General features: G+C 61.3%; 24 protein-coding genes and 2 tRNA genes. 20 read left to right on the forward strand and 6 right to left on the reverse strand.

Annotated features, from left to right (window positions below; genetic code table 11):
* The first annotated feature begins 29 nt into the window (after positions 1–29).
* On the forward strand, positions 30–977 hold the full coding sequence (locus HWV23_RS16940) for a PGF-CTERM sorting domain-containing protein (RefSeq protein ID WP_178291557.1): 948 nt from the start codon (positions 30–32) through the stop codon (positions 975–977).
* A gap of 28 nt (positions 978–1,005) precedes the next feature.
* On the opposite strand, the gene HWV23_RS16945 is transcribed toward HWV23_RS16940, so the two are convergent.
* Both HWV23_RS16945 and HWV23_RS16950 read right to left on the reverse strand, forming a co-directional pair.
* The gene (locus HWV23_RS16945; protein ID WP_178291558.1) at positions 1,006–1,980 is read right to left on the reverse strand and encodes an aldo/keto reductase; all 975 of its coding nucleotides are present in this window, start codon (positions 1,978–1,980) and stop codon (positions 1,006–1,008) included.
* Positions 1,981–2,035: 55 nt separating this feature from the next.
* Positions 2,036–2,278, reverse strand: coding sequence for a transcriptional regulator (locus HWV23_RS16950; RefSeq protein ID WP_178291559.1), 243 nt, complete (start codon positions 2,276–2,278; stop codon positions 2,036–2,038).
* 228 nt (positions 2,279–2,506) lie between these two features.
* Here HWV23_RS16950 and HWV23_RS16955 point away from each other — a divergent pair, with 228 nt between their 5' ends.
* On the forward strand, positions 2,507–2,833 hold the full coding sequence (locus tag HWV23_RS16955) for a winged helix-turn-helix transcriptional regulator (RefSeq protein WP_178291560.1): 327 nt from the start codon (positions 2,507–2,509) through the stop codon (positions 2,831–2,833).
* On the opposite strand, the gene HWV23_RS16960 is transcribed toward HWV23_RS16955, so the two are convergent.
* Positions 2,830–3,096 carry a hypothetical protein gene (locus HWV23_RS16960; protein WP_178291561.1) on the reverse strand — a complete coding sequence of 89 codons (267 nt, stop codon included), beginning with the start codon at positions 3,094–3,096 and terminating at the stop codon, positions 2,830–2,832. The genes HWV23_RS16955 and HWV23_RS16960 overlap by 4 nt on opposite strands.
* Positions 3,097–3,168: 72 nt before the next feature.
* On the reverse strand, positions 3,169–4,206 hold the full coding sequence (locus HWV23_RS16965; protein ID WP_178291562.1) for a tyrosine--tRNA ligase: 1,038 nt from the start codon (positions 4,204–4,206) through the stop codon (positions 3,169–3,171).
* 245 nt (positions 4,207–4,451) lie between these two features.
* Here HWV23_RS16965 and HWV23_RS16970 point away from each other — a divergent pair, with 245 nt between their 5' ends.
* The 3 genes from HWV23_RS16970 to HWV23_RS16980 all read left to right on the forward strand — a co-directional run bounded on the left by HWV23_RS16970 (position 4,452) and on the right by HWV23_RS16980 (position 7,304).
* Complete coding sequence (locus tag HWV23_RS16970; RefSeq protein ID WP_178291563.1) at positions 4,452–5,717, forward strand: PKD domain-containing protein; 1,266 nt, start codon at positions 4,452–4,454, stop codon at positions 5,715–5,717.
* Positions 5,718–5,894: 177 nt separating this feature from the next.
* A complete protein-coding gene (locus HWV23_RS17315) occupies positions 5,895–6,311 on the forward strand; it encodes a CAP domain-containing protein (RefSeq protein ID WP_425487441.1) in 417 nt (138 codons plus the stop codon).
* On the forward strand, positions 6,312–7,304 hold the full coding sequence (locus tag HWV23_RS16980) for a hypothetical protein (protein WP_178291565.1): 993 nt from the start codon (positions 6,312–6,314) through the stop codon (positions 7,302–7,304).
* Between the two features lie 87 nt (positions 7,305–7,391).
* On the opposite strand, the gene moaA is transcribed toward HWV23_RS16980, so the two are convergent.
* Positions 7,392–8,375 carry a GTP 3',8-cyclase MoaA gene (gene moaA, locus HWV23_RS16985; RefSeq protein WP_178291566.1) on the reverse strand — a complete coding sequence of 328 codons (984 nt, stop codon included), beginning with the start codon at positions 8,373–8,375 and terminating at the stop codon, positions 7,392–7,394.
* Between the two features lie 128 nt (positions 8,376–8,503).
* Between moaA and HWV23_RS16990 the strand changes: the two genes are divergently transcribed.
* The 15 genes from HWV23_RS16990 (at position 8,504) to rpsB (ending at position 16,120) form a co-directional block, all read left to right on the forward strand.
* Positions 8,504–9,547 (forward strand): Mrp/NBP35 family ATP-binding protein, encoded by a 1,044-nt coding sequence (locus HWV23_RS16990; protein WP_178291567.1) that lies wholly within the window; start codon positions 8,504–8,506, stop codon positions 9,545–9,547.
* 3 nt (positions 9,548–9,550) lie between these two features.
* The gene (locus HWV23_RS16995) at positions 9,551–9,781 is read left to right on the forward strand and encodes a DUF7976 family protein (RefSeq protein ID WP_178291568.1); all 231 of its coding nucleotides are present in this window, start codon (positions 9,551–9,553) and stop codon (positions 9,779–9,781) included.
* A gap of 244 nt (positions 9,782–10,025) precedes the next feature.
* Positions 10,026–10,109 (forward strand) — tRNA-Ser (locus tag HWV23_RS17000).
* 17 nt (positions 10,110–10,126) lie between these two features.
* Positions 10,127–10,642, forward strand: coding sequence for a 30S ribosomal protein S13 (locus HWV23_RS17005; RefSeq protein WP_178291569.1), 516 nt, complete (start codon positions 10,127–10,129; stop codon positions 10,640–10,642).
* A complete protein-coding gene (locus HWV23_RS17010) occupies positions 10,642–11,166 on the forward strand; it encodes a 30S ribosomal protein S4 (RefSeq protein ID WP_178291570.1) in 525 nt (174 codons plus the stop codon). The genes HWV23_RS17005 and HWV23_RS17010 overlap by 1 nt, the downstream gene beginning before the upstream one ends.
* Positions 11,167–11,550, forward strand: a complete 384-nt coding sequence (locus tag HWV23_RS17015; protein WP_178291571.1) for a 30S ribosomal protein S11 — start codon at positions 11,167–11,169, stop codon at positions 11,548–11,550.
* A 1-nt stretch (position 11,551) separates the two neighbouring features.
* Positions 11,552–12,295, forward strand: coding sequence for a DNA-directed RNA polymerase subunit D (locus tag HWV23_RS17020; protein WP_178291572.1), 744 nt, complete (start codon positions 11,552–11,554; stop codon positions 12,293–12,295).
* 144 nt (positions 12,296–12,439) lie between these two features.
* Positions 12,440–12,524, forward strand: a tRNA-Leu gene (locus HWV23_RS17025).
* 24 nt (positions 12,525–12,548) lie between these two features.
* Positions 12,549–12,902: a 50S ribosomal protein L18e gene (locus HWV23_RS17030; protein ID WP_178291573.1), complete on the forward strand. Its 354-nt coding sequence runs from the start codon at positions 12,549–12,551 to the stop codon at positions 12,900–12,902.
* Positions 12,899–13,333, forward strand: coding sequence for a 50S ribosomal protein L13 (locus tag HWV23_RS17035; protein WP_178291574.1), 435 nt, complete (start codon positions 12,899–12,901; stop codon positions 13,331–13,333). The genes HWV23_RS17030 and HWV23_RS17035 overlap by 4 nt, the downstream gene beginning before the upstream one ends.
* Positions 13,327–13,725 carry a 30S ribosomal protein S9 gene (locus tag HWV23_RS17040; RefSeq protein ID WP_178291575.1) on the forward strand — a complete coding sequence of 133 codons (399 nt, stop codon included), beginning with the start codon at positions 13,327–13,329 and terminating at the stop codon, positions 13,723–13,725. The genes HWV23_RS17035 and HWV23_RS17040 overlap by 7 nt, the downstream gene beginning before the upstream one ends.
* A 12-nt stretch (positions 13,726–13,737) precedes the next feature.
* Entirely contained in the window at positions 13,738–13,932 is a 195-nt protein-coding gene (locus tag HWV23_RS17045; RefSeq protein WP_156708642.1) for a DNA-directed RNA polymerase subunit N, read from the forward strand.
* Positions 13,929–14,102 carry a DNA-directed RNA polymerase subunit K gene (locus tag HWV23_RS17050; RefSeq protein ID WP_178291576.1) on the forward strand — a complete coding sequence of 58 codons (174 nt, stop codon included), beginning with the start codon at positions 13,929–13,931 and terminating at the stop codon, positions 14,100–14,102. The genes HWV23_RS17045 and HWV23_RS17050 overlap by 4 nt, the downstream gene beginning before the upstream one ends.
* Entirely contained in the window at positions 14,103–15,305 is a 1,203-nt protein-coding gene (eno, locus tag HWV23_RS17055; RefSeq protein ID WP_178291577.1) for a phosphopyruvate hydratase, read from the forward strand.
* Positions 15,302–16,120, forward strand: coding sequence for a 30S ribosomal protein S2 (rpsB, locus tag HWV23_RS17060; protein ID WP_178291578.1), 819 nt, complete (start codon positions 15,302–15,304; stop codon positions 16,118–16,120). Before eno ends, rpsB begins: the two co-directional genes overlap by 4 nt.
* Positions 16,121–16,151: 31 nt before the next feature.
* Here the strand turns inward: rpsB and HWV23_RS17065 are convergent, their stop codons facing one another.
* On the reverse strand, positions 16,152–16,673 hold the full coding sequence (locus tag HWV23_RS17065; protein ID WP_178291579.1) for an NUDIX hydrolase: 522 nt from the start codon (positions 16,671–16,673) through the stop codon (positions 16,152–16,154).
* Between the last annotated feature and the right edge of the window lie 41 nt (positions 16,674–16,714).

Below are 16,714 nucleotides of genomic sequence, written 5' to 3' on the forward strand. Positions count from 1 at the left end.
GAACCAACCCAGTATGCGACTGTAAACCGATGGCTCCGTCCAACGCTGTTGGCTGTATGTTCGCGGCGCTGCTGGTGGTCGCGGCCGCTGCAGGCGCCGCACCGCTTTTCGCCGAGCCGGCGACGGCGAGCCACGAGCCCGAGGCGTCGAACTTCACCGTCGAGCCGATGAACCGGTCGCCGGGTGCGACGGACGTGAAATACGGGTTGACCGTCGTCGCACAGGCCGGTACCGACCTCCAGACGCTCGAAAAGGTCACCGCGGTCTATGAGGAAGGCAGTTGGGCGCAGTGTGGGTCCTCGGACGGCGAAACACTCGGCATCGACCGGGGAAGCACCTACGACGGCTACGAAACCGACGAGAGCGTCAAGAACAACATCAAACGCTTCAGTGCCGGCGAGGATTCCTTCGAACTGGTGTTCAACGGCGAAAGCGACTTCGGCGCGTCGACGAACTTCAACGACGGCGACGAGTTCGTCTCGGTCGCGAACTGTCTCGACAACCCCGACGAACCGGGCTGGTATCAGATAAAGGGGACCACGACGGGCGTGACCGCCGACGGCGAACGCGTCACGTTCGGCAGCGAGTCCCATTACTTCTGGATCGGGGACTTCGAAAACGAACAGGAGGCCCGCGCGGAACTCGGCCCGCCGCCGTCGGAACCACAGGCGACGGCGACACCGACACCCGAACCGACGGCCGAACCGTCCTCCGGCGATGGTTCGGATACCGAATCCGAGGGCGAACCCGCCGGCACGAACGAAGTAACGTCGACACCAACTGCCACGGCCACTGCGACGCCGACGCCGGCGACCGCCCCCGAAACGCCGACCGCGGAACCGACGGCGACACCGACGCCGCCCCAGTGGGAGGGACAGGTCGTCCAGTCGCCGACGCCGGGTGACGGCCCCGGATTCGGGCCGGCCGTTGCAGTACTGTCCCTGCTGGCTACCGCGCTACTGGTCCGTCGCCGATAGGTGACAACCGGATTCCGGCAAGGACCCGCTATTCGTGGCCGGAGACCGGGACCGGTTCGTACGGCTCTTCGAGATACTTGATATCGCTCGCCGAGAGGCTGATGTCCAGCGCTTCGACGGCGTCTTCGAGGTGTTCGATTTTCGAGGCGCCGATGATGGGCGCGTCGACCCAGTCCTTGTGGAGGACCCACGAAAGCGCGAGTTGGGCCATCGAGACGCCCTTGTCGGCGGCGAGTTGCTGAACGCGTTCGTTGATTTCCTTGCCGCCGTTGTCGGCGTAGGGGTGTGCCTGCGCGTAGTCGTCGGTTTCGGCGCGCTTCGTCGACATGTACTCCTCGTGGGGACGCGTCAGGTAGCCGCGGGCCATCGGACTCCACGGGATGACGCCGAGGTCTTCCTTCTCGCACAGGGGCATGACCTCGCGTTCCTCCTCGCGGTAGGCGAGGTTGAAGTGGTTCTGCATCGTCGCGAACCGTTCGAGGCCGAGTTGGTCGCTGGTGTTGAGGGCCTCGGCCAACTGGTGGGCCCACATCGAGGAGGCGCCGATGTGTCGGACCTTCCCGCGGCGGACGGCGTCGTCGAAGGCCCGAAGCGTTTGGTCGATTGGCGTATCGTAATCCCAGCGGTGGGTCTGATAGAGGTCGATGGTGTCCATGCCGAGGCGGTCCAGCGAGGCATCGAGTTCCTGCTCGATGGTCTTCCGTGAGAGGCCGCCGGAGTTCGGGTCGTCGTCGCGCATCGGGAAGAACACCTTCGTCGCGACGACGCTTTCCTCGCGGTGGCCTTCGAGGGCATCCCCGAGAATGCGTTCGCTTTCGCCCCGCGAGTACATGTTCGCGGTGTCGAAGAAGTTGATGCCGAGGTCACGGGCGCGCTCGACGAGTTCGTGGCCGAACTCCTCGCCGTTGACCCACTCGCGCCAGTCGGGGTCCCCGAAACTCATACAGCCGAGACAGAGGCGTGAGACTTCGATGCCGGTCGACCCGAGGGTGGTATACTCCATAGCGGCCCCTCACGCCCTCGGGGCAAAAACCTAGTCGAGTCGGCGGGGACTGCGGCTACTGGGTGCTGGCTTCGAGGCGGAAGTCACCGACGGAATGGAGGTCCTCACCGAGCCCCTCGCCGACACAGTCCTCGTTCGGGCAGACGTAATGCCAGCCGTCGCGGGTCGCGCGGCGCTCCTCGAACTGCTCGCCGCAGCGCTCGCAGATGAGGGCTTCCGCCGAGCAGGTATCCCGGTGGAGCTCGTATTTGAGTTTGCTGGTGAACGTGCGCTTGCAGTTCCGGCACGTGTGGGTCATACTCGGAACTCTCGTGCCATCGGTAATAGAAGTGCCCCTTCGTTCGTCAGGCGTCGAGACGGCTGAAAAACGCTCTTTAGATGATTTCAGCGGTTCCTTTGGATTGGTTCGTCACCCCGTTTGTCGGGAATCACGTACTTAAACGAATCCGCTGGCACCCGATGCGGAAAACCGGCCAGCGAGCAGGTCGGTGCGTGAATATTTATTCAAGGACGACCTAAGGTAGGTATGTCGAACGTACCTCAGCAGGTCGAGTCGACCTGCCCCGTCGTCGAATCGATGGAGCAAATCGGCTCGAAATGGCGGTTGCTCGTGCTTCACGACCTCCAGGACGGCGAAAAGCGATTCAACGAACTGAAACGGTCGACGGACGCCAACTCCCGGACGCTCTCCCGCGTGCTCGATGACCTGCAGGACGCCGGCTTCGTCGAGCGCCGCCTCGAAGAGGACGCCCCCGTCGCGACCTACTACTCGCTAACCGACAAGGGTCGCTCGCTGTGTCCCGTCTTCGACGAAATCGAGGAGTGGGCCGACGAGTGGCTCGAAACGGTCTAATCCTCGAACACGCGACTGTTGTTCTGTAGGTCCGTGATATCGCCAGCGAGGGCTTCGATCTGCTCCGGGAAGAGCGCCATCTGTATCTCGTTTCCTTCTCCGTCCTCGGCGACGACCTTGACTCGCTTATCCCCGAACTCGCGGGCTTCGACCGACTCGACGTCGAAGAGTTTCGCCGTCACTTCCTTCGTCGTCGGGCCGACGTTCTTGATGCTGCCGTCTTTGAATTCGACCATGAAATCCGAGAGGTTCAGATTGAGCATACGCTACATTCCGGTCGGTAGCGCTTAACGGTAGGTGGTAGCTGGAAAACGATGGGATGACGAAAGGTCGCCTTACGCGTACTTGCTCGGGTAGGCGTCTTCGAGCAGTTCCGGCTGGTCGAGGAGGCGTTCGCGGACGGGGTCGATGACCGTCGCGATACCCGCCGCCGCGGCCGGCTTGAGGTCCGCCGGATGCAGTTCCCCGGAGACGAAATCGGCTTCGAGTTCGTCGTAGTCGTCGTATACGAGGTCGCCGCCGTACTCCTCGGGCCGTTCGATGACGAACTCCTCGCCGCGCTCCTCGAAAACGGGGAAGACTAAGTATTCGAGGTATTCGAGGACGCCGTTGCCCTCCGTCTCCCCGGCCGGGCAGTAGGCGCCGTTGATTTTCTCGGCGACGGCGTCGTCGTCATCCGTGAGGTTAATCTTCGACGTCTCCTCGGAGGCCGACATCTTGCCGCCCGAAAGCCCCGACAGGAGGGGCGCGAAGACGCAGGCTGGCTTGTCGTAGCCGAAGTCCGGCAGTTGCTCGCGGGCGAGCATGTAGATGCCACGCTGGTCGATGCCGCCATAGGCGATATCGGCTTCAAGCGCCGCCACGTCCAGCGCCTGCATCAGCGTGTAGACGAGGCCGCCGAGGTTCGGGTTCTCGGACTGGCGGACGACCTCGCTGCCGGCGCGCTGGGCCCGCGAAAGCGTCGTCTCGGCGAGCATGCGGTAGAGGTCCATCGTGTAGGGGTCTTCGAGTTGGAACTCCGTGCCGCGGACGAACTCGACGCCGTCGGGGTCGGCGCCGGCCGCGGCGATCATCCCCTCGATGGCCGCCTGGTAGTACGCCGAGCGCGCGTCCAGCAGTTCGAAGGGGCTCTTCGCGTCGTCGAGATGAGCGTGCAGGTCGGCGATGAGCACCGTCACGTCGAGGCCGGATTCGATGAAATCCGCGAGTTTGCGCATCGTCGTGAAGTGGCCGATGTGCATCTCGCCGGTGGGCGCATAGCCGATGTAGGCGCTCGGGGAGTCGCGTTCCTCGAACAGCGCCTCAATCTCGGCCTCGGTGACGACCTCTTCGGTGTACCGGGTGACCAGTTCGGTCCGCTCGGCCGTGTCCATAGGCGTGCTTCCGTGAGGCGGCCGATAAAACGTTCGGGTATGGCCGCGAGTGCTACCCAATAACAGGCACCTGCTGTGTTACTGCCGAACTGGGCACAGACCCCGGGACGACCGAAAGCCCGAACCTTTATACGTAGTAGCGGAATTAATTCGCTATAGATTAGATGAATATATTACATGGAATTTGTCTCGCCTCGCTCGGATTAATCGCGGCGACCGGCATGGTGACTGCCGGTGGGGGGCCGATGGCTGATGCGGGCCTGGACCAATCGGTCCCGGTCGATACCACGGTTCAACTCGATGCTACAGGGTCCACACACCCCGAGGGCGACATCGAATCCTACGAGTGGCACATCGAAACGCCGGACGGACGGGACATCGACCCCGACTGTACAGCGTGTGCCCGGACGACGTTCACGCCGAATACAACCGGTCAGTACGAGGTGACAGTGACCGTAACCGGTTCGGAGGGTGAAACCGCAAGCGACACCCTATACGTCGACGTTGAGGGAGCGCCCGCCGGGACGAGCCCAGGCGCTGGCAGTCCGGAAATGGGGCGAGAGATTAGCTACGATAGTGGCGACGGCACGGACCCCGTCGAGATCGAATACACCGTTCAGAATCCGGAGACCGAGTGTATTCACGACGCGGCTGGCGAAACGGCGACGGGATATGCCCGAGCCAGCGCCATCGAGAACTGTGATACTGGTGATGTTGAGTGGGAAGTTCCGGTAGAGGGAGAAAAACAGAAAGCCGAGGTAGTAATCGAAATAAGCGACTACCAAAGCATAGATTCTGGTGGACTGCTCCCGAGCGGAAATAATCAGGAACAAACGATCGGTTCAGAAGGGATGGGCCAGACAGGCCATTCGAATCCAATAGTCGGCAACGCCCGAAAGGCCCAAGAGGAGGAAACTGGCCCAGTTGAGAATCTCCTATATGGCATGGATTCGGCGAAGGCTACGACGTACGAAACAACCGGTAATGGCGCACAGGCCGTCGCTAACTTGGAATCGATGGGAAGTCAGTTCTATCAACTCGGCCAATCGGAAGGCCGAGGATATAGATATCAGGACATTAAGCAGACGGCCGGCCCAACTGGTGAAGAATTAACCAATACTGATCAAGTCTCAGTAACGGTTGAGGCCGGAGACGGTGAAGGGGCCATGGACTTTCTTGGCTTGTCTGACACATACTCTCGTGAGGACTACGAAGAAGCTCGTTCAAGTGTTTCAGACATCACTGACAGCATCGGTTCAGAACTCACCGATACCGTTGGATATGACCATCGCAACTCCGAGAACAGCGGTAGTAATGATGAAGAAGGTACAACACACGAGACTCAAGATTCTACCTTCAACCCCAATGATTCACCATCGGATGACTCGGAAGAGCGCGATGATGGTCACACGACAGGGAGTCCGTCTAACAATCCCCCTGATTCCGGCATAAGTTCATCTCATGGCTCGAAAACAGACAACGACGCAGGATACGTTGCTCCCCAGATCTGATAGATTATGGATAGACGAAGATTCCTTCATGAACTCAGCGGCTGCACATCAGCAACTATAGCAACCGCATTGGCTGGTTGTGGGGAAACTACTAATCAGGAGACCTCCACTCCTGCAGAGATTCCTCCGTTTCACGCGACGAATGCTGGTGTTTTCTCCCGCATTGAGCCGATGGAAATGGCAGTCCATGAAGCGACTAACGAGTTTCGAACATCAGAAGGTCGTGCACCCTTAGAATATAATGATGATTTAGCGGCAATTTCACGGAATCATAGTCGGAATATGGCAAAGAATGGCTTCTTTGATCATAACGATCATGAGGGCCGTAGTCCTGGCGAGCGGGCCGATTACTTTGGATACCCAGACACGGCCATCTCCGAAAATCTCTACTGGCTCAAGATTCCCTCTCATTGGAACTCTTCCGACCGAGTCGCGGAGCGTGCTGTCTCCTCTTGGAAGGATTCCGCATCACATCGGTCTGCCCTACTTACAGAATCAAAAGTGGTCGCTGGTGTTGGTGCCTACGTCACAGAGAAAAGGAAAGTCTACGTAACTGCCATGTATGCTGATAGAGATGGTCGAATCTCAGCATAAATGAATAATGCCACCATAAAGATGGATATAGATCAAACCCCAACGAATCGACGTACCGTTTTGAAATTGTTTGCTGCTGGTGGAACTGCGGGCTTCGCTGGATGCCCCAATTCAACCTCAGGGAATAATAAAGAAGACGCGATTGCTGTTGCTCGTTCTGAATTATCACAAGCGGTAGAAATATTGAATAATATCGGGGTGGTCGCCAATGGTCGGCTAACTGTTGGTCTGGAAAAGTTCGAAGGCTACTCTCCAAAGGAAATCACAGCGCATACTGATGTTGTGAGCGAATCGTTGTCTCACGATGAGGGTGAAGAGGGGAGAGTGTTGTCAATTTCATCAAAAATATTAAACAAAACTGCATACCAATACGAATCTATTGAGAACGTTTTCAGGACGTTTTCCAGCTATAAACAGCGATATATCGAAGATGATTATGCGAACGCGATGCAGACAGGTAATCAATTCACAACGTATCTTTCAGAAGTAACTGAACGTTCTAATATTATAACTGAAAACCTCGCTTCGTTGAATGAGGCGGGCCACGAAACTCCTGTGGACGGATTTTCCATTCAGAGATGGGCACACGAACAGGGCGCGATTCTTGAATCGACTGAGCCGATGACGCCCCTCGGAATTGGTTTCGTACGCCACGCGAACGGGATGCGCACCCTACAGCGTGCTGCCGGAAATAAGCGTGATGGCCAGTATCAAAACGCGATTAAGCAGGCCAGTGAGGCACAAGACTCGTTTAAAATAGCCGAAGAGAAGTTTTCTGAGTCGCTGGATCTCGGCATTGAGTACCGTCGGACGCTTGTTGGAGAATTTGCTTGTTTATCTCGCGGCTTCTTAAATTCGACCGAGCTAGTGATTGAATCTCTTGAAGCGTACGCCGACGGTGAGGAGAGTATGGGTGACGATTTGTGGAAGCAGGCTATATCCCACATAAACAAAGTGAATGACACGTGTCTTGCAGGTTCACAGTCCACTTAGGAGTTTTAACTACCAGCCTATGAGCTATATGCCTATATACAGTATATCTCGACAAGAGGAGATGAATTACCTGTAATCTCTAATAGATTAGGCACCAATATACTCCTCGTTGAACACCCATTCTCCGTCGTCGTCCTGCACCATGTATTCGCCGTAGTAGGGTACCCGTTCATCAACGGTATCGCGAAAGGCTTCCCGAATCTCGGGTTTCGTCATCTCACCCATACTTTTCAGGTCGTCGTTCCGGTTCAGACAACCCTTGAGGTATCCTTCGTGCGTCACGCGTACGCGGTGGCAGTTCGCACAGAAATCAGCGTTGCCGACGGGGTCGACGATTTCGACCATGCCGGTCGCCGTCTCCTCGCTGTCGTCGGGGCTGACCCAGTAGCGGTTCCGGCCGTGCATCTCGCGCTGCTCGATGCGGTCGGCCTGGTCTGCAAGCCAGCCGTGGACGCGTTCGATGTCGACGGCCCATTCGGGGCGGCCCGCAAGTTCGGGCATGTACTCGATGAGTTGGAGTTGGAGGCCGTCGTTTTCGGCGACGTGGTCGACCATTTCCGGGACGTAACCGGCGGTTTTCTCGAAGACGACCATGTTGAGTTTCACGGGGTCGAGTCCGGCATCGAGGGCGGCGTCGATGCCTTCCATGACGTCGTCGTAGGCGGCGCTTTTGGTGACCTCGCGGAAGGCCTTGGGTGAGAGGGCGTCCTGAGAGATGTTGACGCGTTCCAGGCCGGCATCGACGAGGGCGTCGGCGCGGTCGGGGAGGAAGGTGCCGTTGGTGGTCAGGGAGGTTTCCATTGAGTCGGGCGTCCGACGGACGATTTCTTCGAGGTCGTCGCGGAGCATGGGTTCGCCGCCGGTGAATTTCACCGAGTCGACGTCGAACTCCGCGGCGACTTCGAGAAAGCGGACGACGTCGTCGGTCGGCATTTCGTCGTCGGCGGGTTCCATCGGCCCACGGGTGTCGCCGAGGCCCTCGTTGTGGCAGTAGACGCAGTCGAAGTTGCATCTATCCGTAAGCGAGATGCGGACCCCAGTAACCTCACGGCCGAAGCCGTCCTCGAGCATAGGTGAGGGTTCGCGTACAGTTGCTTAAAATCGACGCCACGCTGGGGGGTTCCGTAACCGCTTGTGGTTACCCACACGGAGTGATGGCTTCACAACCCTTATCGGCACTTCACGGCCTATCAGTAGGCATGGACGAAGACGAGATTCTCGACCGGCTGTCGACGGTCGAGGACCCGGAACTCGGCGACGACATCGTCTCGCTCGGGCTGGTCAACGACGTGCGTATCGACGGCGATACGATACACATCGACCTCGCGTTGGGAGCGCCGTACTCGCCGACGGAGACGGAGATTGCGGGGGCCGTCCGTGAGGCGTTGGCCGATACAGGCCTCGAAATCGACCTCTCGGCGAGCATCGACACGGGCCTGAGTTCCGACGAGCAGGTCCTGCCGGGCGTCGAGAACGTCATCGCCGTCGCCTCCGGGAAAGGCGGCGTCGGGAAGTCGACGGTCGCGGTGAACCTCGCGGCGGGCCTCTCACAGATGGGCGCACGCGTTGGACTGTTCGACGCCGACATCTACGGGCCGAACGTTCCGCGGATGGTCGACGCCGACCAGCGGCCGAAGGCCACCCACGACGAGACCATCGTCCCGCCGGAGAAGTTCGGCATGAAACTGATGAGCATGGACTTCCTCGTCGGCGAGGACGACCCGGTCATCTGGCGTGGGCCGATGGTCCACAAGGTTCTGACCCAACTGTGGGAGGACGTCGAATGGGGCTCGCTGGACTACATGATCGTCGACCTGCCGCCGGGAACGGGCGACACGCAGTTGACGCTGCTGCAGTCCGTCCCGGTGTCGGGCGCCGTCATCGTGACGACGCCGCAGGAGGTTGCGCTTGACGACGCGCGTAAGGGGCTTCGTATGTTCGGCAAGCACGACACGCCGGTCCTCGGTATCGTCGAGAACATGTCCGGGTTCATCTGTCCGGATTGTGGCTCCGAACACGACATATTCGGCAAGGGTGGCGGCGAGGAGTTCGCCGAGGACGTCGATATGCCGTTCCTCGGTCGGATTCCACTGGACCCCTCCGTCCGCGAGGGCGGCGACGAAGGCGGCCCCATCGTGCTGAACGACGAGGACGAGACGGGCGAGGCGTTCCGCAACGTGGCGCGGGAAACGTCCCGGATGCAGGGTATCGTCCGTCGCCGGAAAATCGGCGACAACCGCTAACCTATGAGCGACAGCGATTCGTTCGCCGACGACCCCGAACGGGTGGCACTTCTCCGAGAGGTGGCCGAGGACATCCGCGGCCAGAGTTCCGAAAGCGAACAGCTCGCGGCGATGCTGTATCGCGTCTCGGACCTCTATGACGCCGACGAGGAGACGACGCCAGCGGAAATCTATCGGAACGTTCGGAACATCCTGGATATCAAGGAACGCGGCGGGCTGCCCGAACGGGACTGACCAATCAGCGCTCACGTCGATAGTGATTCTAGCGGATCGGGATTGTAGCGGTTACCGATAGGACGTGCTACGGGATGGGGCGGAGAAAACCCACGGAAGGCTGTGGGACGGCACGGCGCACGCGAGCGGGTCACACGAGGCCGGACTATCGTTGTGTTTAAGTACGGCGGTCGGGTAGCGAAGAACGCAATCGATGTAGGGGCCCCGGCCCCGAGTCCGAGAGGGCGAGGATACCCACACGCGAGTCGTGGTAGCCAAGCATGGCCCAAGGCGCAGGGTTGCTAACTCTGTGGCGCAAGCCTCCGGGGTTCAAATCCCCGCCACGACGCTAATCCAATCCCACATATGAGTGCAGAAGAACCCCAAGCGGACGAAGAAGACGAGGACCTTCAGTACTTCGTCCGTATCGGACAGACCGACCTCGACGGGACGCAGAGCGTCGAGCGGGCGTTGACCGACATGAACGGTATCGGTCGACGCGTCGCTCGCATTATCGCAGAAAAAGCCGACGTCGACCGCCGCGACACCATCGGCGCTCTCGACGAAGACAAGATCGACGAGATCGTCGAACTCGTGGAAGGCTACGCCGACGAAGTCCCCGAGTGGCTCACGAACCACCAGAACGACTTCTTCAGCGGCGAGACGACCCACGAAATCGGCAACGAACTCCAGATGACTCGACGGCAGGACATCAACCGCATGAAGATGATCGAGTCCTACCGCGGGATTCGACACAAGCGCGGACAGAAGGTCCGCGGCCAGCGGACGAAGTCCACCGGTCGTACCGAAGGTACCATCGGTGTCAACGTCGAGGCCATCAAGGAAGAACAGGCCGAAGAAGCAGCGGGTGAGGAAGAATAATGGCTCTCGGAAGCAACACGAAGTTCTACGAAACGCCGAACCACCCCTTCCAGGGTGAGCGTATCGCCGAAGAGGCCGACCTCGTCACCCAGTACGGCCTCAGCAACAAGGAAGAACTCTGGCGCGCCCAGTCCGAACTGCGCGACTACCGCCGTGAGGCCCGTCGCCTGCTCGGTGAGGCGCAGGGAGACGCCGAAGAAGCCGCCGAGGCCGGCAGCGATTTCCTCGCCCGCCTCAAGCGCATCGGCGTCCTCGATGAGGGCGACAGCCTCGACGACATCCTGTCGCTGGACGTGACCGACATCCTCGAGCGGCGACTCCAGACGGTCGCCTACCGCAAGGGCGTCGGCAACACGGCCAAGCAGGCACGCCAGTTCATCAACCACGGCCACGTCACCGTCGAGGGCGCACGCGTCACCGCGCCGTCCTACAAGGTCGACGTCGCCATCGAAGACGACATCGAGTTCGACGAGACCAGCCCGCTGGCCGACGAACTCCACCCCGAACGAGCGGAGGGTCAATAAATGGCAGACGACAACACCTGGGGCGTTGCACACGTTTACGCCTCCTTCAACAACACGATCATCACGGTAACGGACCTGACCGGCGCCGAGACGATTACGAAATCCTCCGGCGGGACGGTCGTGAAGCAGAACCGCGACGAGGCCTCGCCGTACGCCGCCATGCAGATGGCGGAAGTCGTCGCGGAGAAAGTACAGGACGCCGGCATCGACGGCGTTCACGTCCGCGTTCGCGGCCCCGGCGGCAACCAGCAGAGCAACCCCGGGCCGGGCGCGCAGGCGACGATTCGTGCGCTGGCCCGCGCCGGCCTCGAAATCGGTCGCATCGAGGACGTGACTCCGGTCCCGCACGACGGTACTCGCAGCCCGAAGAACGCAGGATTCTAACATGAGTGAAGAATTCGAGGTAGAGTTCATCGACCGCGACGAACGGAGCGCGCGCTTCCTCGTCCGGGGCGTTAGCCCCGCCTTCGCCAACGGCATCCGCCGGGCGATGGTTGCGGACGTGCCGACGCTCTCGATAGACACCGTCCGTGTCATCGAGAACTCGTCGGTCATGTTCGACGAGCAGATCGCGCTTCGTCTCGGCCTCATCCCGCTTTCGACGCCGGACGACTACGAGCCGGGTGACACCGTCACGCTGGCTATCGACGTCGAGGGCCCTGATACCGCGTACTCGGGCGACCTCGTCTCCAGCGACGACAAGGTCCAGCCGGCCGAGGAGAACGTCCCCATCATCGAACTCAAGGAAGGCCAGCGGCTCGAACTCGAAGCCGACGCCGAACTCGGCCTCGGGAAGGACCACGCCAAACATCAGGGCGGCGTGGCGGTCGGCTACCGACACCTCCAGCGTGTCAACGTGGTCGGCGAGAAAGGCGAGTTCGAGGACGAAGAGCCGGAAACCATTCGCGGCGTCATCGAAGAGGACGGCGAGTTGATTCCGACCGAGGAGTTCGACAACGACCTCACCCAGCGGTATCCGGGCAAGGAGGTCGAAATCGAGGACGTACCGAACGCCTTCGTCTTCGACGTCGAATCCGACGGCTCGCTGTCGGTCGAAGACCTCGTCCTGCAGGCCGTCGAGAGCATCGAGGTCCGCGCGGACGAACTCGAAGAAGCGGTTCAGCTGTAACAACGACGATGATTCCCCACACCCCAACCACGACGTACTCCCCGGCCACGAGCGGCGGCGCGACCGCGCGCTCGGCGGCCGGAACCACCACAGGACGGTGGACCGAAAGGGGCTTTAGTGGGGGCCAAGAACACACTATTGCGCGCAGGGATAGCCAAGTCAGGCCAACGGCGCAGCGTTCAGGGCGCTGTCCTGTAGAGGTCCGCAGGTTCAAATCCTGCTCCCTGCATCCACTTCTCAGGAGAGATAACCGATGAGTAGCAAAACGAACCCGAGGCTTTCTAGTCTCATCGCTGACCTGAAGTCGACCGCCCGCAACGGCGGCGGCGAGGTCTGGAACGATGTAGCCGAGCGCCTCGAAAAGCCCCGGAGCACGCACGCGGAGGTCAACCTGGGTCGTATCGAACGATACGCTCGGGAGGACGAAACCGTCATCGTGCCCGGCAAGGTGCTCGGGTCCGGTGCCCTTCGCAAGGAGGTCACCGTCGCAGCTGTCGACTTCTCGTCGACGGCCGAAACCAAGATCGATCAGGTAGGCGACGCAATCGAACTCGAACAGGCACTCGAAAACAACCCCGACGGCTCGAACGTGCGGGTGATCCGATGAGTTACGCGAAATTCGATGCGGACGTCGTCGTCGACGCCCGCGACTGTATCATGGGTCGTGTCGCCTCGCAGGTCGCACAGCGTACCCTCGACGGCGAAACCGTCGCCGTGGTCAACGCGGAAGACGCTGTCATCACGGGCCGTGAGGAAGACGTGATGGAGACCTACGAAACGCGCGCCAACGTCGGCTCGGACCGTGGGCCGAACTACCCCAAGCGTCCGGACCGTATCTTCAAGCGCGCTATTCGCGGCATGGTCCCTTACAAGGAGACCAAGGGCCGCGAGGCCTTCGAGAACGTCCGCGTCTACGTGGGCAACCCCTACGACGAAGCGGAAGTCCTCGAGGACACCTCGCTGGACCGTCTGTCGAACATCAAGTTCATCTCGCTGGGCGAAATCAGCGAGAACCTGGGTGCTAACGTAACATGGTAACCAACACGTCCGGCAAAAAGAAGACGGCTGTCGCACGCGCGACGGTGTCCGACGGCTCCGGCCGGGTGCGGATTAACTCCAAGCCCGTCGAGCTGGTCGACCCCGAGCAGGCGCAGCTGAAGATGCTCGAACCGTTCCGTATCGCCGACGAGGACCTCCGCGATGAGGTCGACGTCGACGTGAACGTCTCCGGAGGCGGCTTCTCCGGGCAGGCCGACGCCGTGCGAACGGCCATCGCTCGCGGGCTCGTCGAACACACCAACGACGCCGAGCTCCGCGATGCGTTCATGTCCTTCGACCGCTCGCTGCTGGTCAACGACGTGCGCCAGTCCGAACCGAAAAAATGGGGCGGCCCCGGCGCACGGGCACGCTACCAGAAGTCCTACCGCTAAGGTGATTCAGTCATGATGGTACCGGTCCGGTGTTTCACGTGCGGTAAAGTCGTCGGCGAGCACTGGGAGGAGTTCAAAGCTCGCGCCCGTGAGGGCGATGAGGACCCCGCAGAGGTGCTTGACGAGCTTGGCGTCGACCGCGCATGCTGTCGGCGGATGCTCGTTTCCCACAAAGACCTCGTCGACATCGTATCCCCCTACCAATGAGAGGCACGAACCGCTACGAGAAGGCACGCATCCTCGGGGCGCGAGCCCTGCAGGTGTCCTACGGAGCGCCGGTGCTCATCGAGACGGACCAGACGGAGCCGATCCTCGTCGCTGCCGAAGAGTACGACGCTGACGTCCTGCCGTTTACCGTCCGTCGAGGTGAGGAGTAGATGACGCTCATCACGGAGGTACGGCTCCGTCGCATCCTCGATAGCCGCGGCAATCCGACCGTGGAAGCCGAGGTCCGAACGGAAAGTGGCGGCTTCGGTCGTGGCGCCGCCCCTTCGGGCGCATCCACCGGCGAGTACGAGGCCATCGAGCGACCGGCCGAGGAGGCCATCGCCGCGGCCCGCGAACTCGCCGTCCCGCGTCTCGAAGGGCAGGTCTACGCCGGCGACCAGCGCGGCGTCGACCAGGCCCTCCGTGGTGCCGACGGCACCGAGGACTTCTCGGAAATCGGCGCCAATAGCGCGGTCGCCATCTCGATGGCCGCCGCAAAAGCCGCTGCCGACGTGCTCGGTGCACCGCTGTACCAGCACCTCGGCGGCGCGTTCCGCGGCCGTGACTTCCCGACTCCGCTCGGGAACGTCATCGGTGGCGGCGAACACGCCGCGGACGCCACGCACATTCAGGAGTTCCTCGCAGCGCCGGTTGGCGCTCCCTCCGTGGCCGACGCCGTCTTCGCCAACGCGGAGGTTCACGGCGAGGTCCACGATATCCTTACCGAGCGGGACCTTCCCGCTGGAAAGGGCGACGAAGGCGCATGGGCGCCGTCCATCGACGACGCCGAGGCCTTCGAAATCATGGAAGAGGCCGTCGACACCGTCGAGGACAAGGTCGGCTTCGATATCGCTTTCGGACTCGACGTCGCCGGCGCCGAACTGTACGACGCCGAGGAAGGCATCTACCGCTACGGCGACAAGACGCGTACGCCCGACGAGCAGGTCGATTACATCGCCGACCTCGTCGAGGAGTACGGTCTCGTCTACGTCGAGGACCCGCTCGACGAGAACGACTACGATGGCTTCGCGGAACTGACCGACCGCGTCGGCGACCGGACGCTCATCTGTGGTGACGACCTCTTCGTCACCAACACCGAGCGACTCGCCGACGGCATCGAGGTCGGTGCCGCAAACAGCATCCTCATCAAGCCGAACCAGATCGGGACGCTGACCGACGCCTTCGACGCTATCGAGTTGGCCGTTCGGAACGGCTACGACCCCGTCGTCTCCCATCGCAGCGGTGAGACGGAGGATACGACTATCGCACACCTCGCCGTCGCGACCGACGCCCCGTTCATCAAGACGGGCGCGGTCGGCGGCGAGCGCACCGCCAAGCTGAACGAACTCATTCGAATCGAGGCAAACGCATGAGCGACAACGAAGAAGAAGGGTTCGACGCGTCCGACATCGACGAGGAACTCGAGGAGCTCGAAGAAGAGCTCGACGAGGACCTCGACGAGGCGGCCGAGGAGGCCGCGGAGGCCGACGCCGAACCTACCGACGACGAACAGCCCACCGACGCGGCCGACGAGGCCGCCGAGGAAGAAGAAGCCGAGGAAGCCGACGAAGAGCCGGTCCTCGATGAGGACGTCATGCCCGACGACGAGGCGGACCTCCTCATCCCCGTCGAGGACTACCTGGCTGCCGGTGTCCACATCGGTACCCAGCAGAAGACGAAGTCCATGGAGCGGTTCATCCACCGCGTCCGCACGGACGGACTCTACGTTCTCGACGTCTCGACGACCGACCAGCGAATCCGCACGGCGGCGTCGTTCCTCTCGAACTACGACCCCGAGCAGATTCTGGTCGCCTCCTCGCGACAGTACGGTCGGTTCCCGGCCGAGAAGTTCGCCGACGCCGTGGGCGCCCGCGCCCGCACCGGCCGCTTCATCCCCGGCACGCTGACCAACCCCGACTACGATGGTTACATCGAACCCGACGTCGTGGTCGTCACCGACCCCATCGGTGACAGCCAGGCCGTCAAGGAGGCCATCACGGTCGGCATCCCGGTCATCGCGATGTGTGACTCCAACAACACGACGTCGAACGTCGACCTCGTGGTCCCGACGAACAACAAGGGTCGCAAGGCACTCAGCGTCATCTACTGGCTCCTCGCCAACGAGACGCTCGACCGCCGCGGCGCCGAACCCACCTACGGTCTCGACGACTTCGAGACCGAGCTCTAAGGCGGCTTTAGATTTCGAGTTTTCCGGCCCGCTACTCCGATAGCGACAGCTCTGCGAGTTCCTCGTACAGCAGGTCGTCGGGCGTCGTCTCTACCCACTGCAACTCAGCAACGCCATCACCGGCCCGTAACTCTCCGTCGACGGGCGTCGCCTCGAAACTGACGTAGGGGTTCGGCACCGGGTCGCGGTCGGTCCAGTCGTCCATGTAGAGCAGATGTACCTGTGCGATATCGTCGACACAGGCTTCGATACCGGTCGCCTCTCGTGTCGCTCGCTCGGCGCACTCCCGATAGGATTCGCCGGGGTGGCGACTATCACCGGGGTCGACCCAGCCGTCGGCGCCCTCGTATCGGGCCAGGAGGACGCGGCCATCAGCGTCGCGAACGCGACAGCCGGCGCCGCCGACGACGCCGAAGGTGTCGAACGTCTTCAGAAGGGCGTCGTAGGCGTCCGGTTCGCAGTCGACGCGGCGGCCGACGATGTCTACCTCGCCGTAGTCGGCGGCGAAATCGGCGACGAGGCCATTGACGTGGCGAAGCAGTTCCACGACCACACCTATCCCTTGGCCCCCGACGGCTTGGGCGTTACTCCATC

It is taken from the genome of Natronomonas halophila, from assembly GCF_013391085.1.
GTDB classification, from domain to species: domain Archaea; phylum Halobacteriota; class Halobacteria; order Halobacteriales; family Haloarculaceae; genus Natronomonas; species Natronomonas halophila.